The sequence below is a fragment of the Archangium sp. genome, assembly GCF_057119385.1.
In genome coordinates this window covers 1-16,691 of the sequence record NZ_DBNGVP010000083.1, presented here as the reverse complement: position 1 = coordinate 16,691, position 16,691 = coordinate 1, and the positions used below count along the sequence as shown (strand labels likewise).

The 16,691-nt window shown below is 68.1% G+C and carries 13 protein-coding genes; 6 read left to right on the top strand and 7 right to left on the bottom strand.

Annotated features, from left to right (window positions below; all coding sequences use genetic code 11):
- Nucleotides 1-122: 122 nt before the first annotated feature.
- A complete protein-coding gene (locus tag AC16DP_RS20380) occupies nucleotides 123-887 on the bottom strand; it encodes a ribonuclease H1 domain-containing protein (protein WP_329734165.1) in 765 nt (254 codons plus the stop codon).
- Between the two features lie 259 nt (nucleotides 888-1,146).
- On the opposite strand from AC16DP_RS20380, the gene AC16DP_RS20375 reads away from it, so the two are divergent.
- From AC16DP_RS20375 to AC16DP_RS20365, 3 genes are all read left to right on the top strand, one after another.
- Nucleotides 1,147-2,448 carry an AHH domain-containing protein gene (locus tag AC16DP_RS20375; RefSeq protein WP_483956825.1) on the top strand — a complete coding sequence of 434 codons (1,302 nt, stop codon included), beginning with the start codon at nucleotides 1,147-1,149 and terminating at the stop codon, nucleotides 2,446-2,448.
- Nucleotides 2,448-3,026: an imm11 family protein gene (locus tag AC16DP_RS20370; RefSeq protein WP_329734163.1), complete on the top strand. Its 579-nt coding sequence runs from the start codon at nucleotides 2,448-2,450 to the stop codon at nucleotides 3,024-3,026. The genes AC16DP_RS20375 and AC16DP_RS20370 overlap by 1 nt, the downstream gene beginning before the upstream one ends.
- A gap of 114 nt (nucleotides 3,027-3,140) precedes the next feature.
- Entirely contained in the window at nucleotides 3,141-4,457 is a 1,317-nt protein-coding gene (locus AC16DP_RS20365) for a hypothetical protein (protein ID WP_329734162.1), read from the top strand.
- A gap of 58 nt (nucleotides 4,458-4,515) precedes the next feature.
- On the opposite strand, the gene AC16DP_RS20360 is transcribed toward AC16DP_RS20365, so the two are convergent.
- Both AC16DP_RS20360 and AC16DP_RS20355 read right to left on the bottom strand, forming a co-directional pair.
- Entirely contained in the window at nucleotides 4,516-6,321 is a 1,806-nt protein-coding gene (locus tag AC16DP_RS20360; protein WP_329734161.1) for a choice-of-anchor X domain-containing protein, read from the bottom strand.
- 247 nt (nucleotides 6,322-6,568) lie between these two features.
- A complete protein-coding gene (locus tag AC16DP_RS20355; RefSeq protein WP_329734160.1) occupies nucleotides 6,569-7,489 on the bottom strand; it encodes a hypothetical protein in 921 nt (306 codons plus the stop codon).
- 223 nt (nucleotides 7,490-7,712) lie between these two features.
- On the opposite strand from AC16DP_RS20355, the gene AC16DP_RS20350 reads away from it, so the two are divergent.
- Complete coding sequence (locus tag AC16DP_RS20350; protein ID WP_329734159.1) at nucleotides 7,713-8,675, top strand: LysM peptidoglycan-binding domain-containing protein; 963 nt, start codon at nucleotides 7,713-7,715, stop codon at nucleotides 8,673-8,675.
- Between the two features lie 3 nt (nucleotides 8,676-8,678).
- On the opposite strand, the gene AC16DP_RS20345 is transcribed toward AC16DP_RS20350, so the two are convergent.
- From AC16DP_RS20345 to AC16DP_RS20335, 3 genes are read right to left on the bottom strand one after another with little or no spacing between them, the layout of a single operon-like run.
- Nucleotides 8,679-9,458: an alpha/beta fold hydrolase gene (locus AC16DP_RS20345; protein WP_329734158.1), complete on the bottom strand. Its 780-nt coding sequence runs from the start codon at nucleotides 9,456-9,458 to the stop codon at nucleotides 8,679-8,681.
- Between the two features lie 17 nt (nucleotides 9,459-9,475).
- The gene (corA, locus tag AC16DP_RS20340) at nucleotides 9,476-10,420 is read right to left on the bottom strand and encodes a magnesium/cobalt transporter CorA (protein WP_329734157.1); all 945 of its coding nucleotides are present in this window, start codon (nucleotides 10,418-10,420) and stop codon (nucleotides 9,476-9,478) included.
- Entirely contained in the window at nucleotides 10,417-11,604 is a 1,188-nt protein-coding gene (locus AC16DP_RS20335; protein ID WP_329734156.1) for an esterase/lipase family protein, read from the bottom strand. Before AC16DP_RS20335 ends, corA begins: the two co-directional genes overlap by 4 nt.
- 112 nt (nucleotides 11,605-11,716) lie before the next feature.
- Between AC16DP_RS20335 and AC16DP_RS20330 the strand changes: the two genes are divergently transcribed.
- Nucleotides 11,717-12,880, top strand: coding sequence for a hypothetical protein (locus AC16DP_RS20330; RefSeq protein WP_329734155.1), 1,164 nt, complete (start codon nucleotides 11,717-11,719; stop codon nucleotides 12,878-12,880).
- A 1-nt stretch (nucleotide 12,881) separates the two neighbouring features.
- Here the strand turns inward: AC16DP_RS20330 and AC16DP_RS20325 are convergent, their stop codons facing one another.
- Nucleotides 12,882-15,179: a phospholipase C/P1 nuclease family protein gene (locus AC16DP_RS20325; RefSeq protein ID WP_329734154.1), complete on the bottom strand. Its 2,298-nt coding sequence runs from the start codon at nucleotides 15,177-15,179 to the stop codon at nucleotides 12,882-12,884.
- Nucleotides 15,180-15,579: 400 nt separating this feature from the next.
- Here AC16DP_RS20325 and AC16DP_RS20320 point away from each other — a divergent pair.
- Nucleotides 15,580-16,691, top strand: a 1,112-nt coding sequence (locus AC16DP_RS20320; RefSeq protein ID WP_483956824.1) for a M4 family metallopeptidase, incomplete at its 3' end; no start/stop codon positions are given.

Sequence of the window (16,691 nt, the reverse complement as noted above, 5' to 3'; positions counted from 1 at the left end):
GAACACCGGCCTGGCTCTGCTTCGCACTACCGCATGAGCGCTGGGTTCGCTCCTTCCCCCCGGCGGCTCCTGATCCAGCCCCCTCTGGCTCCACCGCTGGCGAGCGATTTATCGACTGCCCTTCAGTCCTCGGACTGGACGTCCTGGGCCTTGAAGCCCCACTCCTCGAGCACCTTGGCCTCGTCCTGGGCGCTGCGCGTCTTCTTGAAGCGGGCGCCGGGGACGCCCTTCACCCGCCGCTCACACGCGGCCCAGGTGGTGTGACGCTTCACGGTGCGGCCCACCTCGCTCAGGTAGGAGTACGCCTTGGCCTTGGCGGAGCCGTCGCGGGGCTTCTCCTCGGGCAGGGACATGTCCTCGGGGAGCTCGTGCACGGCGATGCCGTATCCGGTCAGCGGACCCACGTAGAGCTTCACGCTCCGGCCCTTGGAGAAGCAGACGGCGATCTCGTCCACCCGCTCGTTGCCCGGCACGCCCACGTGTCCGCGCACGTACTTCCACTCCACGGCGGCGGCCTCGCCCGGGTGCTCCTGCTTGCGCTGGGCGAGCAGCGCCATCAGCCGCTTCCAGTAGAGGGTATTGGCCACCTCGCCGCCGTCGGCCGTCTTCCACCCGCGCCGGGCCCACCCGAACGCCCAGCGGGTGATGCCCTGGATGACGTAGGTGGAGTCCGTGTGGATGTGCAGGGGCCCCGGGGTGCGCTCCAGGTGGCGCAGCGCCTTGCCCACGGCCGTCAGCTCCATGCGGTTGTTGGTGGTGTCCGGCTCGTGGCCTCCGAGCTCCGTCACCTGTCCATCGGGCGTGACGATGAGGGTGCCCCAGCCTCCCGGGCCGGGGTTGCCGGAACATGCACCATCAGCGAAGACCAGGGTGGGGCGGTTCTCCATGCCGCCCCCCTATAGCCCTCACGGCCTCCACCCGCCAGGACGGCGAATGGCACGGCGGATGCCTAACGAGGGCGGAGAGGTGACGTCCGAGACGCTGCACTGGAACGGCGAGGCCTACGAGTAGAGTGCCGCTGTGCCCCCCCGGTATCCAATGAACCCATTCCACTCGTTTCCACGAAATCTGGCCACTGCCCACCGGCATCGTCATGTCGCTGCCGTGTGCCTGCTGCTGGTGCCGTTCTTGGTTCGAGCAACCCCAATGGAGAGTCCATCGAGATCCATTCTCGAGACCGTCACGGTGCGCGAGTACCACGATCGTCACGAGCGATCTGGTCTCGAACTCTCTTTTCCTTCGCTTGGGCCAGATCCGAAGTTGGTGACGCTGACCGTGGAAGAGGCACGGGCGCTGGTGGTGAGCCTGGAGAAGGAGTTCGATGCCCCGAAGCCGAGGCGAAAACCCTCGACCCTCGCGACGTGGTCCCTGGGCACGGTGGCAACGGGCCTGCCGGTCACGGCCCTCACGGGTTCGGAACTGATGGGCCTGGAAAGGCGTGTGCGTGCGGAGTACCTGAAGTTCTACGGGTCGCCCATGCAAGGCTTCCCGTTACCGGACAACCTCGAGAGCGCCAGATGGTTTCAGGCTCTCAAGCTATCGCCGCGGTACATGGGGGAGGGCGTGCACGACGCAGCTGTGGAGTTGTTCTCCTCGCCCACGTTCAGCCTCTCCGTGGGCTTCTCCCTCATGCTGTACGGTCTTGCATGGGCAGCACCCGAGCCGCTGTTCTCCAAGGCATTCGCGGCGGCAGTCACGGTGACCTTGCTGATGACCTATACCATCGCGGAGGTCGTCAATGTGGGCAGGGCCTGTCTGCAACTGTACCGTGAGGCGGAAGCCGCTCGGAGCATCCCGGAGTTGGAGGAAGCCGCCCGGCACTTCGCGAGGAGCATGAGCGGAGTCGGATTGAGGGTGCTGGTGACCATGGCGGGAGCAAAGCTGGCGAAAGCGCTTCCGGAGGTGCCCAAGGGAGGCATGGGGGGACTGCTCTCGACGCCTCGCTATTCCCTCGGCGGACCCGCGCGCGGGCGGCTCTCCTTCAGCCCCGGTTCCAGCGCACAGGTCTCCGTGGCCAATGGGACCGTCACGCTCATGAGCGTCACGGCGAACACGGCGGCCGCAGCGGCCAGTTCGGCCCTGAATGCCCGCACGAGCGGGGCCTGCGCCGAGTCCAAGAAGGACGACAACCAGGCACATCACCTCGCCACAGATAAGAATGACATATTGGATGCCAGGGGAGGCCCCTGGACCCCACGGTTCAAGAAGCTCTTCGATCAGGTCGGGATGAGCCTCGACGATCCCGCGAACATCGTCTATCTCCAGGGCCACAAAGGTCCGCACCCCGAGGATTATCATGTGGAGGTCTTCAAGCGGCTCCAGGCGGCGCTCATGGATTGTCAGGACCAGCGGGAGTGCCAACGCAAATTCCTGAATGCCCTGGATGAGATTGCAGGTGATGTCTGTACACCCGGGTCGAAGCTCAACAAGCTCGCCACGAAGACGTGATGAAATCTCGAAACAGATACTTCGAGCTGCGGGACGACATGAGCTTTCCTGGCCGTTGGGTCTTGGAGCAGACCGGCCTCGATCATCAGGGCCGCCAGCAGGATCTCTGGCAGTTCACGCGGGGAACCCCTCTCGTCCTGGAGGGAAGACCCGTTCTCGACATCACCCACCCCGGACAGGCGCTCGAGTTCAGCCTGACCGCGATGGGTACGCCCGTGGTCGCTCAGCGCGTGGTCTCGCTTCTCGAGCCTCTGGGCCTCCAACAAGAGGTGCAGTTCATCCCAGCGCAGGTGGAGGGGCGTCCGGAGCCTTACTTCATCCTCAACGCATTGCGGCTCATCCGGTGCATCGACGATGAGCGGTGCGAGGAGGTCCGATTCTGGGAACCCAGGCATGGAGATCCCAAGAAAGTGGGCCAGTACCGCAATGTCGTCGGACTGAAAGTCGACCCGGCGAAGGTGGGGGACACCCACGTCCTGCGCCCCTGGGGCTGGAGGGGAACGCTCATCGTCTCCGAGCGGATCAAGCAGCTCATGGAGCAGGCGGGTATTGCCGGGACGAAGTTCGTCGAGGTCTGAGGCGTATCGCCTGCTGCTGTGGACGAGTCCCCGAAAGGGGCTGCAGCGGCCCTGCGCTGACACCCGTTTGCTTCTGCAACGCAGGTCATGGAATCGTGATGACAGGAGGCCGTCATGACGAACCCCATTGGCCGTGCCCTGTTCCAGATCGCGCAAGTGGCTCGCAACGTGGTGGAGAAGAACCTGCCGAGGGTCGAGAACCCGCAGGTGCGCAACACCGCCCAGGCGGCGGTGGATACCTTCGATCGCTTCCAGAAGCCGCTGATGGATCTGAGCGGCGGCAACGTGCCCTCCGCGGTGGTGGGGGCCATGGTGGGGGTGGCCCGGTCCCTCGTCCCCCAGCTCCCCGCGACCACGGGCGTGGTGATGACCACGAGCGCCTCGGCCAACGTGCGCGCGGAGACGACGACGGGTTCCGAGAAGCTCACCCCCACGGCCCTGCCCTCGGGCACGCAGGTGCTCGTCACCGGCCCCGCCCAGACGGGAGAAAGGGTCGAGGGCCTCGGCGATCAGTGGGTGCCCGTCACCCTTCAGCTCCCGGGGGAGGAGCCGCGGGCGGGCTTCATCAACGCGGGCCTGCTCAACCCCCTCCCCGAGGGCCAGCAGCCCCTGCCTGGCAGGCTGAACCCGGACGGCTCCGTCTCCACGGTGCCCACCCTCACCAAGGACGGGCTCCCCACGCCGGAGCACGTCGGCGCGCGCACGCCTCCCTACCTCCAGGGGGACTCGCGGTGGGCCAACCTGCCGCTCAACAACAACCAGGCGCAGCTGACGCAGACGGACGAGCAGGGCAATGTGAGCCCCCGGTTCAACGCCGATGGCACCCCCATGTACGCCAACGACATCGGCGCGGTGGGCTGCCTCATCACGTCCTCGGCGATGTCCATGTCCAACACGCTCCAGGCCTATGGCTACCCGCCCGTGACGCCCGCGGACCTGGATGCCCGGGTGGATCAGGCCAACGGGTACAACGAGTACAGCGGCCTGGCCACCACCGAGCAGGCCAACGCGGGCGCCGTGCCGCTGGAGGTCCGCCAGAACGTCATGGACACCGGCCTCATCGACGAGGCGCTGGCCGCGGGCCTCACCGTGACGCTCGAGGTCCGGGTGGGCCGCACGGAGGACAACCCCGGCTCGATGCACTTCGTCACCCTCACCGGGCGCACCGAGAATCCGGATGGCAGCGTCAGCTACACCGCCCTGGATCCGGGCTACCGCACCGGCGATCAGGCGCGGGAGATCTCCTTCTCCGTCGATGCCGAGGGCCAGCTCCACTCGGAGTTCCCCGAGAACCCCGGGGTCGAGAACAGCGGCCTGGTGACCTATGACACGGCCCCCAGGGTGGACGGGGGGGACCGGGGCACCGGGATGCGCGTGTACTGGCCCACGCAGGAGATGATCGACAACGCGCGGGCCGCCTCGGGGGGCTGAGTCCCGGGCCGTCCAGGGAGCCGGCCCGGAGGTCCAGGCCGGCTCCGCGGAAGGTGAATCAGTGCGGGAAGAACACCGGCCGGTCGAAGCGGCGGATCACGCACGACTGGTTGGCGGCGCTGTCCAGGTGCTGGGCGCGCTCACGGATCTCGAAGAAGCTGCGCACCTGGCCGCTCACCGGGTCCGTGACGTTGTAGGGCGTGTTCATGTTGGTCATGCCCGTGGCCAGGAAGGGCGAGAGGCCGCCGGTGACGCCCACGTGCGTGAACTGGGTGGCCGTCTCGCCCGCGTGGCAGCCGGTGCAGGTATTGAGCGAGAACTTGTGACGCGCGGTGAAGCCGTTGGGCACCGTGCTCAGGTTGGGCGCGTTCCAGATGAAGCTGGGGGTGGGCATCTGCGGGAAGGCTCCCAGGAAGTTGAGCGTGGCGCCGAAGTCCAGCGGCACGTCATGGGTGCCGGCGAGGATGGCCGCGTTGTTGGCCGTCAGGAAGTTGGTGAGCGTGGCGGAGTTGTTGAACATGTCGAAGGGCGTGCGCACGGTGACGTGCTCGACCAGGTGGCCTGGCGCCGGAGAGGAGACGGTGAAGTTGCGCGGGTTGGCCGCCGTGGAGAAGAGGCGGAACTCCCGCATCTCCCACCACGGGCTGCTGAGCATGATCTCGTTGGTGCGCACCTGGTTGATGGCGCTGCCGTTGGGCTTGTTCGGCGCCGCGTTGCGCAGCACCACCTGCTGGGTGAGGCTCTGCAGCTGCGTGTTGTAGGCGGAGCTGCCCAGGGCCAGCAGCGGGTTGGACAGGGCCATCCACGACTGGGCCCACGACTTCACCTGCGCGCACTGGGGCTTGGGCACGCCGTACTCGAAGATGACCAGGAAGCCGTTGTAGGGGCGCAGGCAGGTCTGCGAGGTCATCACCGAGAAGACGAAGCGCAGCTCGCCCGCGCCGCTGGTGCCGTACGGGCCCCCGTTGCCGCGGCCCAGATCCGCCCGGTTGACGATGGCCACCAGCTTGAAGGGCGAGCGGTTCAGGTCCAGCTCCCCCGTGCTCAGGCGAGGCCAGGCGTTGAGGATCTGCGTGGCCATGGCCCCGCGCGCCGGCACGGTCCGCCCGTTCACCGTCTGGTTGGCCAACCACTGCTGCAGCCAGCGCTCGGTGAAGAACGGGGCGGGGGCCGTGGTGTTGGCCATCTCCGTCATCAGGTGCTTGAACGTCCACACGCCATTCGGGTTGCCGGTGCCGGTGCAGGGATCCCAGGTGCGGGTGGGATCTCCGACCACGGAGGGGTGGGTGATGATGAGGGACTTGCTGGGATTGACGGCCCGGGCGATGCCCGTGATGGGCAGGGGGATGATCCGGCCCGGCGCGAAGATGTCCGCCGGCAGCGGGGAGAGCGGGCTCTCGCGCACCAGCACGCGGTCATCGAACGTGGCGACGGTGAGCGGCTCGGTCGTCTCCTTCTGGAAGGTGGCGATGCGCTCCTGCGTCTTGCGGTGCTCGTCGAGGTCCACGACACCGAAGCCGGAGAAGAGGCCGTCTCCGGCCTTCTCGTCGCCATTGAGGCCGTCGTCGCGCAGCGCCAGCGGCTTGCCATCGTCGCCCGTGAGATCGATCTGGGTGGCCTGCTCACCCTGGGCCAGCCGCGCCCTCAAGAGGCCGGGAGTGAAGGCCGAGGGAGTCTGGGACGGGATGAACTCCAGGTTCTCCAGCACGGGGGCGCTCGGAGCCGGCGCCTCCGCCGATTGCCGCACCTGTCCCGCGACCTGCTCCGGAGCCGGTTCCGCACCGCACCCCGCCATCAGGCTGCCCAGCAGCAGGCTCCCCGCCAGTGTTCCAAAGCGCTTCTTCATGTCCTTGCCGTTTCTCATAGGTGCCCCCAGGTTCGTGAGAACGGCTCAATTCATATCAAGAACAGATGTGCTCTGAAAGAAGGATTAATCCGTATAGTTTGTTGTTCCTGTGGCTACGAATGACAGGGAATGGCCGGGTGGATGTGTCATTCATTGACAGTAAGTGGCCGGAAATCCAGGCGGGAGGCCGTGCGTGTTGCCTGGCGGGCTACGAGCGGGGGCGGATGTGGCCCTCGCCTGTAGCCTGTCAGGCAATGCTTCCGCGTCACCGCAGGTCGTCGAGCGACAGCGGATTCTGGAGATCGACGGGGTTGGTCAACTGCTGTCCCAGCCCGGCGGGGGGACGCTGCAGCTCGGGACGCCCTCCCGGGGCGCCGCCGTTCTTCCAGTCGTTGAGCTGGGCCACCAGGTTCCACTTCTCCGAGGCCTTGTCGTAGTGGGCGAACGCCGTGGCGCCCGTCTCGATTCCGTGCTTGCCCGTGGGGTGCGAGTAGTCGTTCGGCGTGAGGCTCTGTACCAGCTGGAGGTTGTTCTGCTTCAGGAAGTTGTCCAGCTGCTGCTTGCCCGTCTGGGAGCCGTGCTTCGTGAAGTCCGCCTGGTGGACGAAGGACAGGGTGTCATTGGCCGGGTTGTGCAGGGCGTGCACGGCACAGCCATTGAGGGGCCCCGTCACGATCATGTCCGGCTGCCCGTGGCCGGGGCGGAGGGGCACGTCGGAGATGCCCGCGAACGAGCCCTGGCTCTGCGTGCCCTGTCCCGACGAGAGGTAGTGCAGGTAGTTCACCTGCGGCCCGTTTCCGCCGGGGGAGGACAGCGAGAGGTTCGCGTTGCCATGCTGCTGCTGGACGTTCAGGGTCGCGGTGGACTGGTGGGCCGGCACGAACGGCTTGTTGGGCGTCGGGAGCGCCACGCCCTGCGGAGGCTTCCCCTCGGGGAACAGCTTGTACCCGTTCAGGATGTTCTGCCCCGAGAACTTCGCGGGGTTGGCGGCGAACGAGTCGGCCTGCGACGGGCCGAACAGCCCGCGGACCGACGAGCTGATCCTGGAGCCCACCGTGTCGAATCCATCCTGGGACGCGCCCGGCTTGGAGGCCGGGGCCGTTGGCGTGCTCGGCCGCGGAGCATCGGCCTGCGGTGCGCGGGGAGGGGAGAAGCTCTTGGGGCCGCTGATCTTGAAGCTCTTCATGGGGGGTCTCGTTCTGGAAGGGATGTGAACCGCTCGCGAGACTCCCTATTGCGCCTTCCGTGCCAACGTCCCGGCCACGTGATTTCAGGGGGATGGAGGCACTCGTTGGGCACGGGGGGTGACCGCCGCCTGGTGACTGCTGTCACCACTGGTGACTGGAGTCACCAGGTCCCGAGGTGGGGTTTGACGCTCCGTCGCGGCGTGTGGTCAGCTTTCCGGTCATATGTTCCAACGGAACCGGCTGCGAGACGGGCTCGGCGAGTATGCCCTTCTCGGGTTCCACGAGCCGCTGCCTTCGGGGCACGAGCTCGTGGCAACAGGGGGAGCGGCACAACTGGAGGGTCGGCTGCGCGCGCTGGCGCAGGACTTCTTCAACCTGCAGACGTTGCGCGAGGTGGCTCAGGGCCACGGCTCGGCGGCGGAGTTCGGACCGCGCTCCACGGAGCAGCTCGTGCGGCAGGTGGCCTCGCTGGTGTTGCTCGGGAGCCTGCGGCTCGTGCGCGTGCCTCGGGCCCCGGAGCCCACCGGGCGGTTCCTGCGCCACAAGCCGGAGGAACTGACGCTCGAGGACGTCGTCGAGGAGACGCAGTGGCTGCGGCTGCAGGTCGTCGACGATGTCTCGGACGAGCCGATCTCCGGTCTGAAGCTGAGCATCGGGCTCCCCGATGGCACCCAGAAGCAGGCCACGACGGATTCCTCGGGCCGCATCGAGCTGTCGGGCGTTCCGCCCGGTTACGCCCAGGTGGACGCGCCGCTCGATGGGGCGACGCTGAAGGAGACGCTGACCTTCGTGAAGGCGGGAATCCTGGCGTCCAAGCAGCCGGCGGGCCGGAGCCGCAAGCGGAAGGGCCCCTCGGGGCGCTTCGTGGCGCGGGTGGTCGAGCACCGGGTCGCCGATGGCGAGACGCTGGAGGGCCTCGCCGAGCAGTACGGGCTCACGGTGGACGACATCGCCCGGTTCAACTGGGACACGACCGACCCGGACGAGATCCAGCGCCACCTGTACATCGACGTGGGCTGCACCGCGAAGGACGAGGGCGGGAAGTTCGTCTTCACGCGTGACGACGACCCGGGCGTGCTCTCCATCCCGCGCCCGTTGGCGATGAGCGGGCTGGCCGTGGAGCAGAGCCACATCCTTCGGGTGCGCAAGCCCGCGCGCTCGGCGGGGTTCCTGTTCTCGGTCTGAGCGCTACAGCCCGGACAGGAAGCGGTCGAGCACCGCGTTGAACCTGTCCGGCTGCTCCTGGTTGGGCAGGTGGGCCGCGTCTGGAATCACCTCCAGGCGCGCCCCGGTGATGAGGTCCGCCATCTGCTTCGCCTTCTCCAGGGGCGTCACCGGATCCTTCTCGCCCACCACCACCAGCGCGGGCCCGGCGTAGCGCGCGAGCATGTCCTTGCTGTCCGGCCGCAGCGCCATGCCCCGCTGCGCCGCCGCGAGGCCCGCCGGTGTGGCCGTCCGCATCATCGCCGCCACCTCGCGTCCCGCCTCCGAGTCCGGCGCGGCCACCACCTTGGGCAGCAGCGCCCGCACCACGGCCTCGGGCCCCTCGCGCAGGGCCTCCTGGGCCGAGGCCTCCCGTCGTGCGCGTCCCGCCTCGTCATCCGCCGTGGCCTGCGTGTCCACCAGCACGAGTCCCCGCACGCGCCCCGCGTCCTCGCGCAGCAGCGCCATGCTGGCGTAGCCGCCCATGGACACTCCGCCCACCACGGCCGAGTCCACCTTCAGCGCGTCCAGCAGCGCCAGCGCGTCCTGGGCGATACGGGCCATCTCCGTGGGGCCCTCGCCGAGCCCGCTCCGCCCGAAGCCCCGGATGTCCGGGATGATGAAGCGGTAGCGCCCCGACAAGGCCTTCCATTGCTTCTCATATGCCTCCCCATTCAGCGGGAAGGCGTGCAACAGCAGCACGGGCAGTCCGTGACCTTCGTCGCGGTAGTGCAGGGGAACGCCGTCGACGGTGATGTGGGGCATGGGGTCCTCCAGGGACGTCAGAGCCACCGGTTGCGCCTGAACCAGAACACCAGGGCGACGGGCAGGCCGAAGACGGACACGAGCATCACCCAGAAGAACTCCCGCTGGGACAGGATGTCGAAGTTCTGTCCGAAGAAGCCCGTGATGAACGACAGCGGCAGGAAGATGGTCGCGATGATGGTGAGCTGCTTGCTGATCTCACTCGTCCGGTTGGCCATCATGGACAGGTAGCCGTCCATCACGTTGCCCACGAGATCGCGTCCCGCGTCGATCTGCTCGTACAGCCGCACCAGGTGGTCATACACGTCGCGGAAGTACAGCGCCGCGCGCTCCTGGACGTTGGGGATGCCCCTCCGGGCCAGGAAGCCCAGCACGTCCCGCTGGGGCGACAACACCCGCCGCAGCGTCACCAACGCCCGCTTCAGCTCGAAGATGCGCTGGAGCTGCTCCGGCTGGGGGTTCTCGAAGACCGCCGACTCCAGGTCCTCCAGCTCCTCGTTGAACTCGTCCAGCACGGGGAAGTTGCGGTCCACCAGCGCGTCCGCCAGCAGGTACAGCATGAAGTCCACCCCGCGCTCCATCGTCGCCTGGGGCTCGTCGTGCACGCGCTGCCGCACCTGCTCCAGCCCGTCGAAGGGCAGCTCGTGGACGCTGATGAGCCAGTCCGGCCCCAGGAAGAAGTGGTGCTCGTGCAGCGTCAGCTCGCACACGTTCTCCCGGCTGGCGGTGAAGCCCTGCAGCACGATGAACTGGTGGTTCGGGTACTCCTCCAGCTTGGGCCGCTGGTCCACGTGGAGGCAGTCCTCGATGGCCAGCTTGTGCAGCCCGTAGCGGTCCCCGAGCCGCTTCATCTCCTCCTCCGTGGGGTGGAGGACGTCGATCCACTTGGGGCCGGGCAGCTCGAGCAGATCCTCTCCCCCGATGAGGGTCTTGCCTCCATTCGACACGACGACCTGGATCATGGGCCCACCTGGCTTCCGTCCACCATGAAGTCGAGCACCCGGTCCCACAGCCCGTTGAGCTGGGGCGCCCGGAAGTGCGAGCCGGATTTGAGCCAGCCCACGTGCTCGGGGGGCTCGTCGAAGTGGCCCAGCACGTCCAGGTGGTCGGCGGAGACGGCGGTGATGAGCTCGCCCCACAGCTGGGTGCGCGTGGGGACCACGCCATCGCTCCGCTGCCGGTACTCCTCGCCGAAGACGTCTCGCAGCAGCCGGTCGTGGGTGGGGGAGGGCTCGGGCGTCCGCAGTGCCCGCGCGTCCGGCCCGCTCTTCTTGTAGAGGAAGGAGTAGGCGCCGTACATGACCTCGGGCTGGGGATCCAGCATCCGGAACGACACCAGGTCCCCCATGCCCGGGTCCTGCTTGCCGGTGATGGCCCGGAGCATGCCCAGGAAGCTCGGAGGCGGCGCGCCGGTGATGACCGAGCCGTAGCGCACGCCCGGCCGGTCCGGGTTGGCCTGGTTGAAGCCCACCATCTTCTCGGGGGTGAGATCCCCGATGATGGATTGATCCTTCCCCACCTGCTCCAGGAACTCCTCGAGCGTGGCCTGCTCGGTGGGCGAGAGGTGGGCCATCAACCGGGTGATCTGATCCAGCAGCGTGGCCTGGAAGCCGAGCTGATGGCCCTTCTCGCTGAGCGCGTAGAACAGGCGGAAGGCCAGGAACATCATCGGCCGAGGGCCTCGCCGCAGGGCGAACACGGTGAAGAGCCACAGCAGCCGCAGGAGCATCTCGCCCCGGCGATCCTGCTGGAAGAAGCTGGCCATGGGCGCGCCGTGGTGCGGCGTGGCCACGCACACCACCGAGCGCACGCGCTCCATCAGGTGGGGGGCTCGCTTGGGAATCCAGGTGGACACCAGGCCCCGCGCGTCCACGCCTCCGGTGGAGTGCCCGATCAGGTGGATGGCCGCGTCATCTCCCGAGGCCGTCTCCTCGAGCGTCCGGAGGATGAGCCGGGCCCGGACCTCGAGGCTGGCCGTGGGGTGCCCCGTCACGGACTCCACCTCGGCGGTGTGGCCGCGCTTGCGGAAGCCCTCCAGGAGCACATCGCGGACATGCCCGAAGTAGACGATCCGCTCGGCTGGCTTCTCTCCCATATGGGTGAAACCGAAGAAGCCGGGAATGAGGTACACGCGGTGCTTCGCCATCCGGGCAGTCTAGGAGGGCGTGCGACCCTCGCAAGGGAAATGCCCGGATCCACACGCTCCGGGAGCCGAAGTCCGCGACGGGGCGCATGGGAACCGATAGAGTGGGTACGCCGTGGCCGCCGATACCCCTCCGCTCGCACTGCCTCCCAAGCTCGAAGAGCTGCTCCAGTCCCTGTCCGATCGCGCCTTCGCCGAGCGCTTGCGCCTGGTGTACGCCGCGGCGGGACAGGCCATCACCCGGCTGAGCGACCTGGACCTGCTGAAGTACGAGACGGCCCATGTGGAGGACAGCCCGGACCTGTCGCTGTGGGAGGAGATGGCCCCCGTCATCCGCGACACGGTGATGGACGTGAACCTCCTGCTCAACGTGGTGCGCGAACAGTTCGCGTCCAGACCCACGGGAGGCGCGGGCTCCGGGGCGCCGCTGGCGGCCACCGTGGAGGCGCGGCGGACCAAGGACGCCTCCGAGCTGCTCCTGGGGTGGATGCAGCAGCTGGCCCAGGGCATCACCCAGCTGGGCGAGACGATGCGCAACCCCTCGGTGGTGTCGGACCGGTGGACGCTGCTGGCGGAGATCCAGCGCCTGCGCGAGCGCTTCCGCGAGCAGATGGGCAACCTCGTCTTCGAGTCCGCCAGTGCCTTCGGGCCGGTGACGCGGCAGCAGGTGGTGCCCGGCCACGAGGCGGAGGTGAAGGCGGCGGTGATGGTGCGGGCCATCGTGGCGGATTTGTCGCGCATCGTCTCGGCGCGGCTCACCAAGGTGCGCGAGGCCGAGCCCGAGGACGTGCAGTGGAACGCCCAGCAGCTGCAGACGGAGCTGGACGCCTTCGGCCGCACCGCCGCGTACAGGCACCTGCGCGCGCAGGACAAGCGGCACATCATCGAGCTGCGCGTCCGGGCCGGGCGCATGGCCATCCAGGACAACCCCAGCAAGCAGGAGGTGTTGTCCGTGGTGGAGGAGCTGGACACCATCGTGCGCTCGCTCAGCCACGTGAACCAGCGGCAGCTCCTCATCGCCCATGACCGCGAGGTCTGGGCCGGTTGTGGGGTGCGGCTGGAGCGGTCCATGGGGTTGCTGAACACGGATCCTCCAGGTGCCGCGCGGGCCCTGGCCGAGGCGGCCGCCAGTGCCCAGTCCCTCTACGGGCGGGAGCCGCGGCTGGATGCCTTCCTGCGCAAGGCGCGCAAGACGCAGCTGTCCCAGCTCGCCGGCGCCGAGCTGCGCGCCAACGTGGAGACCCTCCAGTCCCTGCTGGCCGGACTGGAGATCGGCTGAGTCACCGCCGCGTCGTGTGACGGGCCACCTTCCGGGCCCCTCCGCCGCGTGTTCCGCCCCGGGTCGGGGTCCGCTCGCGGCGGGTCGTCCGGGGCGGGGGCGCCTCGTTCTGGAACACCAGATCCCGGAGCCAGTTCGACGGCAGGAAGGTCGGGTCGCTGTAGAGGACCCGCAGGGTCTGGGGCTCCACGGGGCCGAGCAGGTGGGCCGGGATCTTCGTGCCGCCACCCTCCCGCCACGCACTCTCCCAGAGCATGGCGAGGCACAGCGCGCCCCGGGCCATGCAATCGCACGTGCGCTCCCCGAGCACTTCCCACATGTGCGGAATCCGCTGGCGTCCGGTCTGGGCGTTGTAGGCCTCGACCACCTCCAGGGGGGGCAGGGTGTCGAACGTGGCCTGCATGAGCTTCACGACGGCATCCGCCGCCGCGGCTCCGCCCCGGATCGTGTCCGTGACGTGCACGCCCTTCACGCGGGTGTTCACTCCGGAGATCAGCTCGGCCGCCCGCAGATCCAACATCTTCGTCTCGTAGACGGCGTGGACGTCCTGCTCATCGGCATGATCGGGCCGGCCGTGGTGCAGGAACGAGACGTGGAGGGGCTGGCAGGCATCCCCCACGTAATGGGCGAGGAGACCGGCGGCGCACAGGAACTCGGCCACCTGCTGCCGCTGGGCGAAGCCCACCATCGCTTCGTGGATCTGCCACACCCGGAACGGCAGCGCGCCATGCCCGGAGTTCTGTTTGACGCCGATGCTCTCGTAGAACTCGCGCCAGACGGCGGGCGAGCGGGTGGAGGGATCCGTCCGCCACAGCTCGAGCAATGTCTTCCCCGCGAAACGGCCCTGGCCCGGTTGATCCATGTCGGCGAAGTGGTTGATGGCGTCGCGCTTGCGCGTGGTGCGCCACACCAGATCCGCCACGTCCGCGAGCGCGACGAAGTGCGTGGTGCCGGCGCCGGGCAGCTCGCCCTGGGCGATGGCCTCGTCTCCCACCGAGATGCGATCCGCGTTGGCGGTCATCAGGTGCGCGAGCCGGCGGTTGGACACGAGCCCGCAGGCCGTGATGCCCACCTTGTAGTGGCCCACCTTTCCCCAGTACTCGCTCAGCCCGATGTCCCAGTCGCGCACCAGCTCCACGTCCAACGCGCGGCAGATGGAGCTCAGGCTGGTGGCGAGCGCGAAGGCATAGGTCTCTCCGCCGCCCGGCGTCATCAGCCGGTGCCCTCCCCACTGCAGGGCGATGGGCCGCCATTGCCGGGCCCGGGCGCCGGTGGGCAGTGCGGCCCGCTCGTCCGGAGCGTGTCTGGGCTCGAAGAACCAGAGGGTGCCCGAGTCGCCGGGCCGCGTGGGCAGGGGTCCCCGGCCCTGGCGGGGGCCGATCATCAGGTCCGCCACGTAGTCGAAGCCTCCCAGCGAGCGGTAGCGGTAGAAGAGCGCGTGGATCTCCCCCTCGAGCGGACCCGAGGCGCCGCCGAAGGCGCGCACGAAGCAGCCGATGAGATCCAACGAGAGGGTGTCGCCGTTGAGGTCCACCAGGGGACCGAGCTCGCCCATGCCGAACACCTGGGCCGTCCATCCGCTCACGTCATCCAGCCGCACCAGTCCCGCGTCGAGGTTGGAGTACGTCCGGCTCCCGGGCCAGCCCGGGTACACCTGCGAGAAGGGGCGCTTGCCCACCTGGCGCTCGTGGCTGACGCCCACGCGGCGGCGCTGGCCCTGGATGAGGGTATGGACCTCGCGGCCCGGCTCTCCCACCACGTGCCGGTTGGTGAGCGCATGGATGGAGTCTCCATCCGTGACCAGGCATCCGAACGTCCCCAGGTGCTGGCGTCCCTGCACGTCCGTGAGCGCCGGGTAGCCGCCGCCCACCAGCCCCGAGGTGAAGGCGAGCGTCCGCAAGGGCGCGGGCTCCCGCTGCTGGCGCTCGGCGAGGATGACGCAGGTGGGCACCACCCGGCCGTCCGGCAGGTAGAGCAGCGGGGGGACCATCTGCTCGGGCAGATGGGCGAGCTGCTCCGGCGTCATCCACTCCTCCACGAACACCAGCACGCACGGCCAGGACCAGTGCCGCACGACCGTGTTGGACAGCGTCCGGGGCTCCGTGCTCCTGCTCGGGGCGGGGGCACCCGGACTCTCCGCGTCGGGATCTCCCCGGCGGATCCGGTAGCGCCCGATGGCCGTCGCCACCACCGAATCCAGGTGCGCCAGGTGGACGTGGTACGCCTCGCGCGCCTCCAGCAGATCCTTGATCGACAGCGAGCTGAAATCCCTCGCGCTCAGCAGGCCCTTCTTCCCCATGGCGTCACCTCCCGGACGATCCACTTCCAAAGATGGGGGGCGTGGGGGGAGACGGAAACGTGACGGCCCTGTGTCGAGGGCTCGTTCGATCGCCGTCTTTTCGCTTGCAGGACAAACAATTTCAGGGCAAACTATTGGGTGTCTTGAGTCAGGACACCTCTGTCTGAAATCAGGACGCCTCCTGTGGGGGGGATGAAAGTCATTGGAATCAGGAGACTTTCATCGAGAAGTGTAAACACCTGATGCAGAGCGGAACGCGTTGAGGGTGACATCCGCGCTCCACTGGCTGAGCTGGGTGATGTGTAAAGGCTGGTATTTCCACGATTGATAGGTTGGCCCGGTTCCTGCTCATAGCTCCTCCGTCCGACGGCACCCCGCCGTTGAACAGGAGGAAACCCCTGTGTTTCGCACTCGCTTCCTTGCCGCCGCGCTGCTCGCCCTTCCCCTCGCTGCCTGCGAGGCCGACAACTCGCAGCTGCCCGATGGCGCTCCGAAGTCCGATGTGACCGCCGACTCGCTCGGTGACGTGCGGGCCGCGCTCGCCGCGCTGCCCTCCGCCCAGATCGCCGGCGCCAACGAGGACGGCGTTCCCTTCATGCTCAAGGGCAACCTGGACAATGCCAATGGCCTGCAGGGCATCGCCGCGGCCTTCCGCCTCGACGCCGCTGACCTGGTGATGAAGCGCACCACCGTGGATGAGCAGGGCAACACGCACATCCGCTATGGCCAGACCAAGAACGGCCTGCCGGTGTTCGGTGGCGAGCTCATCATCCACAAGGACCCGAGCGGCAAGATCTTCATGGCCAACGGCTCGGCGCGTGACGGCGAGATCGTCCCGGCCAAGGCCCGCGTCTCGGCCGAGGCCGCCAAGGCCGCCGCCCTGGACAACACCGTGGGCCGCCACATCGCCACCGAGGGCGATGCCAGCCTCATGTACGTCCGCTCCGAGAAGGACAACCGCCTGAAGCTGGTGTACGAGGTGGTGGTGACGGGCGAGGGCCGGGACCTGCCCATCCGCGATCACGTGTTCGTGAACGCGCTGACCGGCGGCGTGGAGATGGTGGCCTCGGACATCCACGCGGCGAAGAACCGCGCGGTGTACTCGGCCAACAACGGCACCAGCCTGCCCGGCACCCTGCGCCGCTCCGAGGGGGGCGCGGCCACCGGTGACACCCACGTGGACGACAACTACAACCACCTGGGCACCACCTACGACTGCTACTCGGTGAACTTCGGCCGTGACTCGTACAACGGCACGGGCGCGCAGCTGCGCAGCACGGTGCACTACAGCAGCAACTACACCAACGCCTTCTGGAACGGCACCCAGATGGTGTACGGCGACAGCGATGGCGTGCAGTCCGCGCCGCTGGGCAAGTCGCTGGACGTGACGGTGCACGAGCTGACGCACGCGGTGACCAGCTCCGAGTCCAACCTCACCTACTCCAACGAGTCCGGCGCCCTCAACGAGGGCCTGAGCGACATCTTCGGCGCCTACTGCGAGTCGTGGAGCCG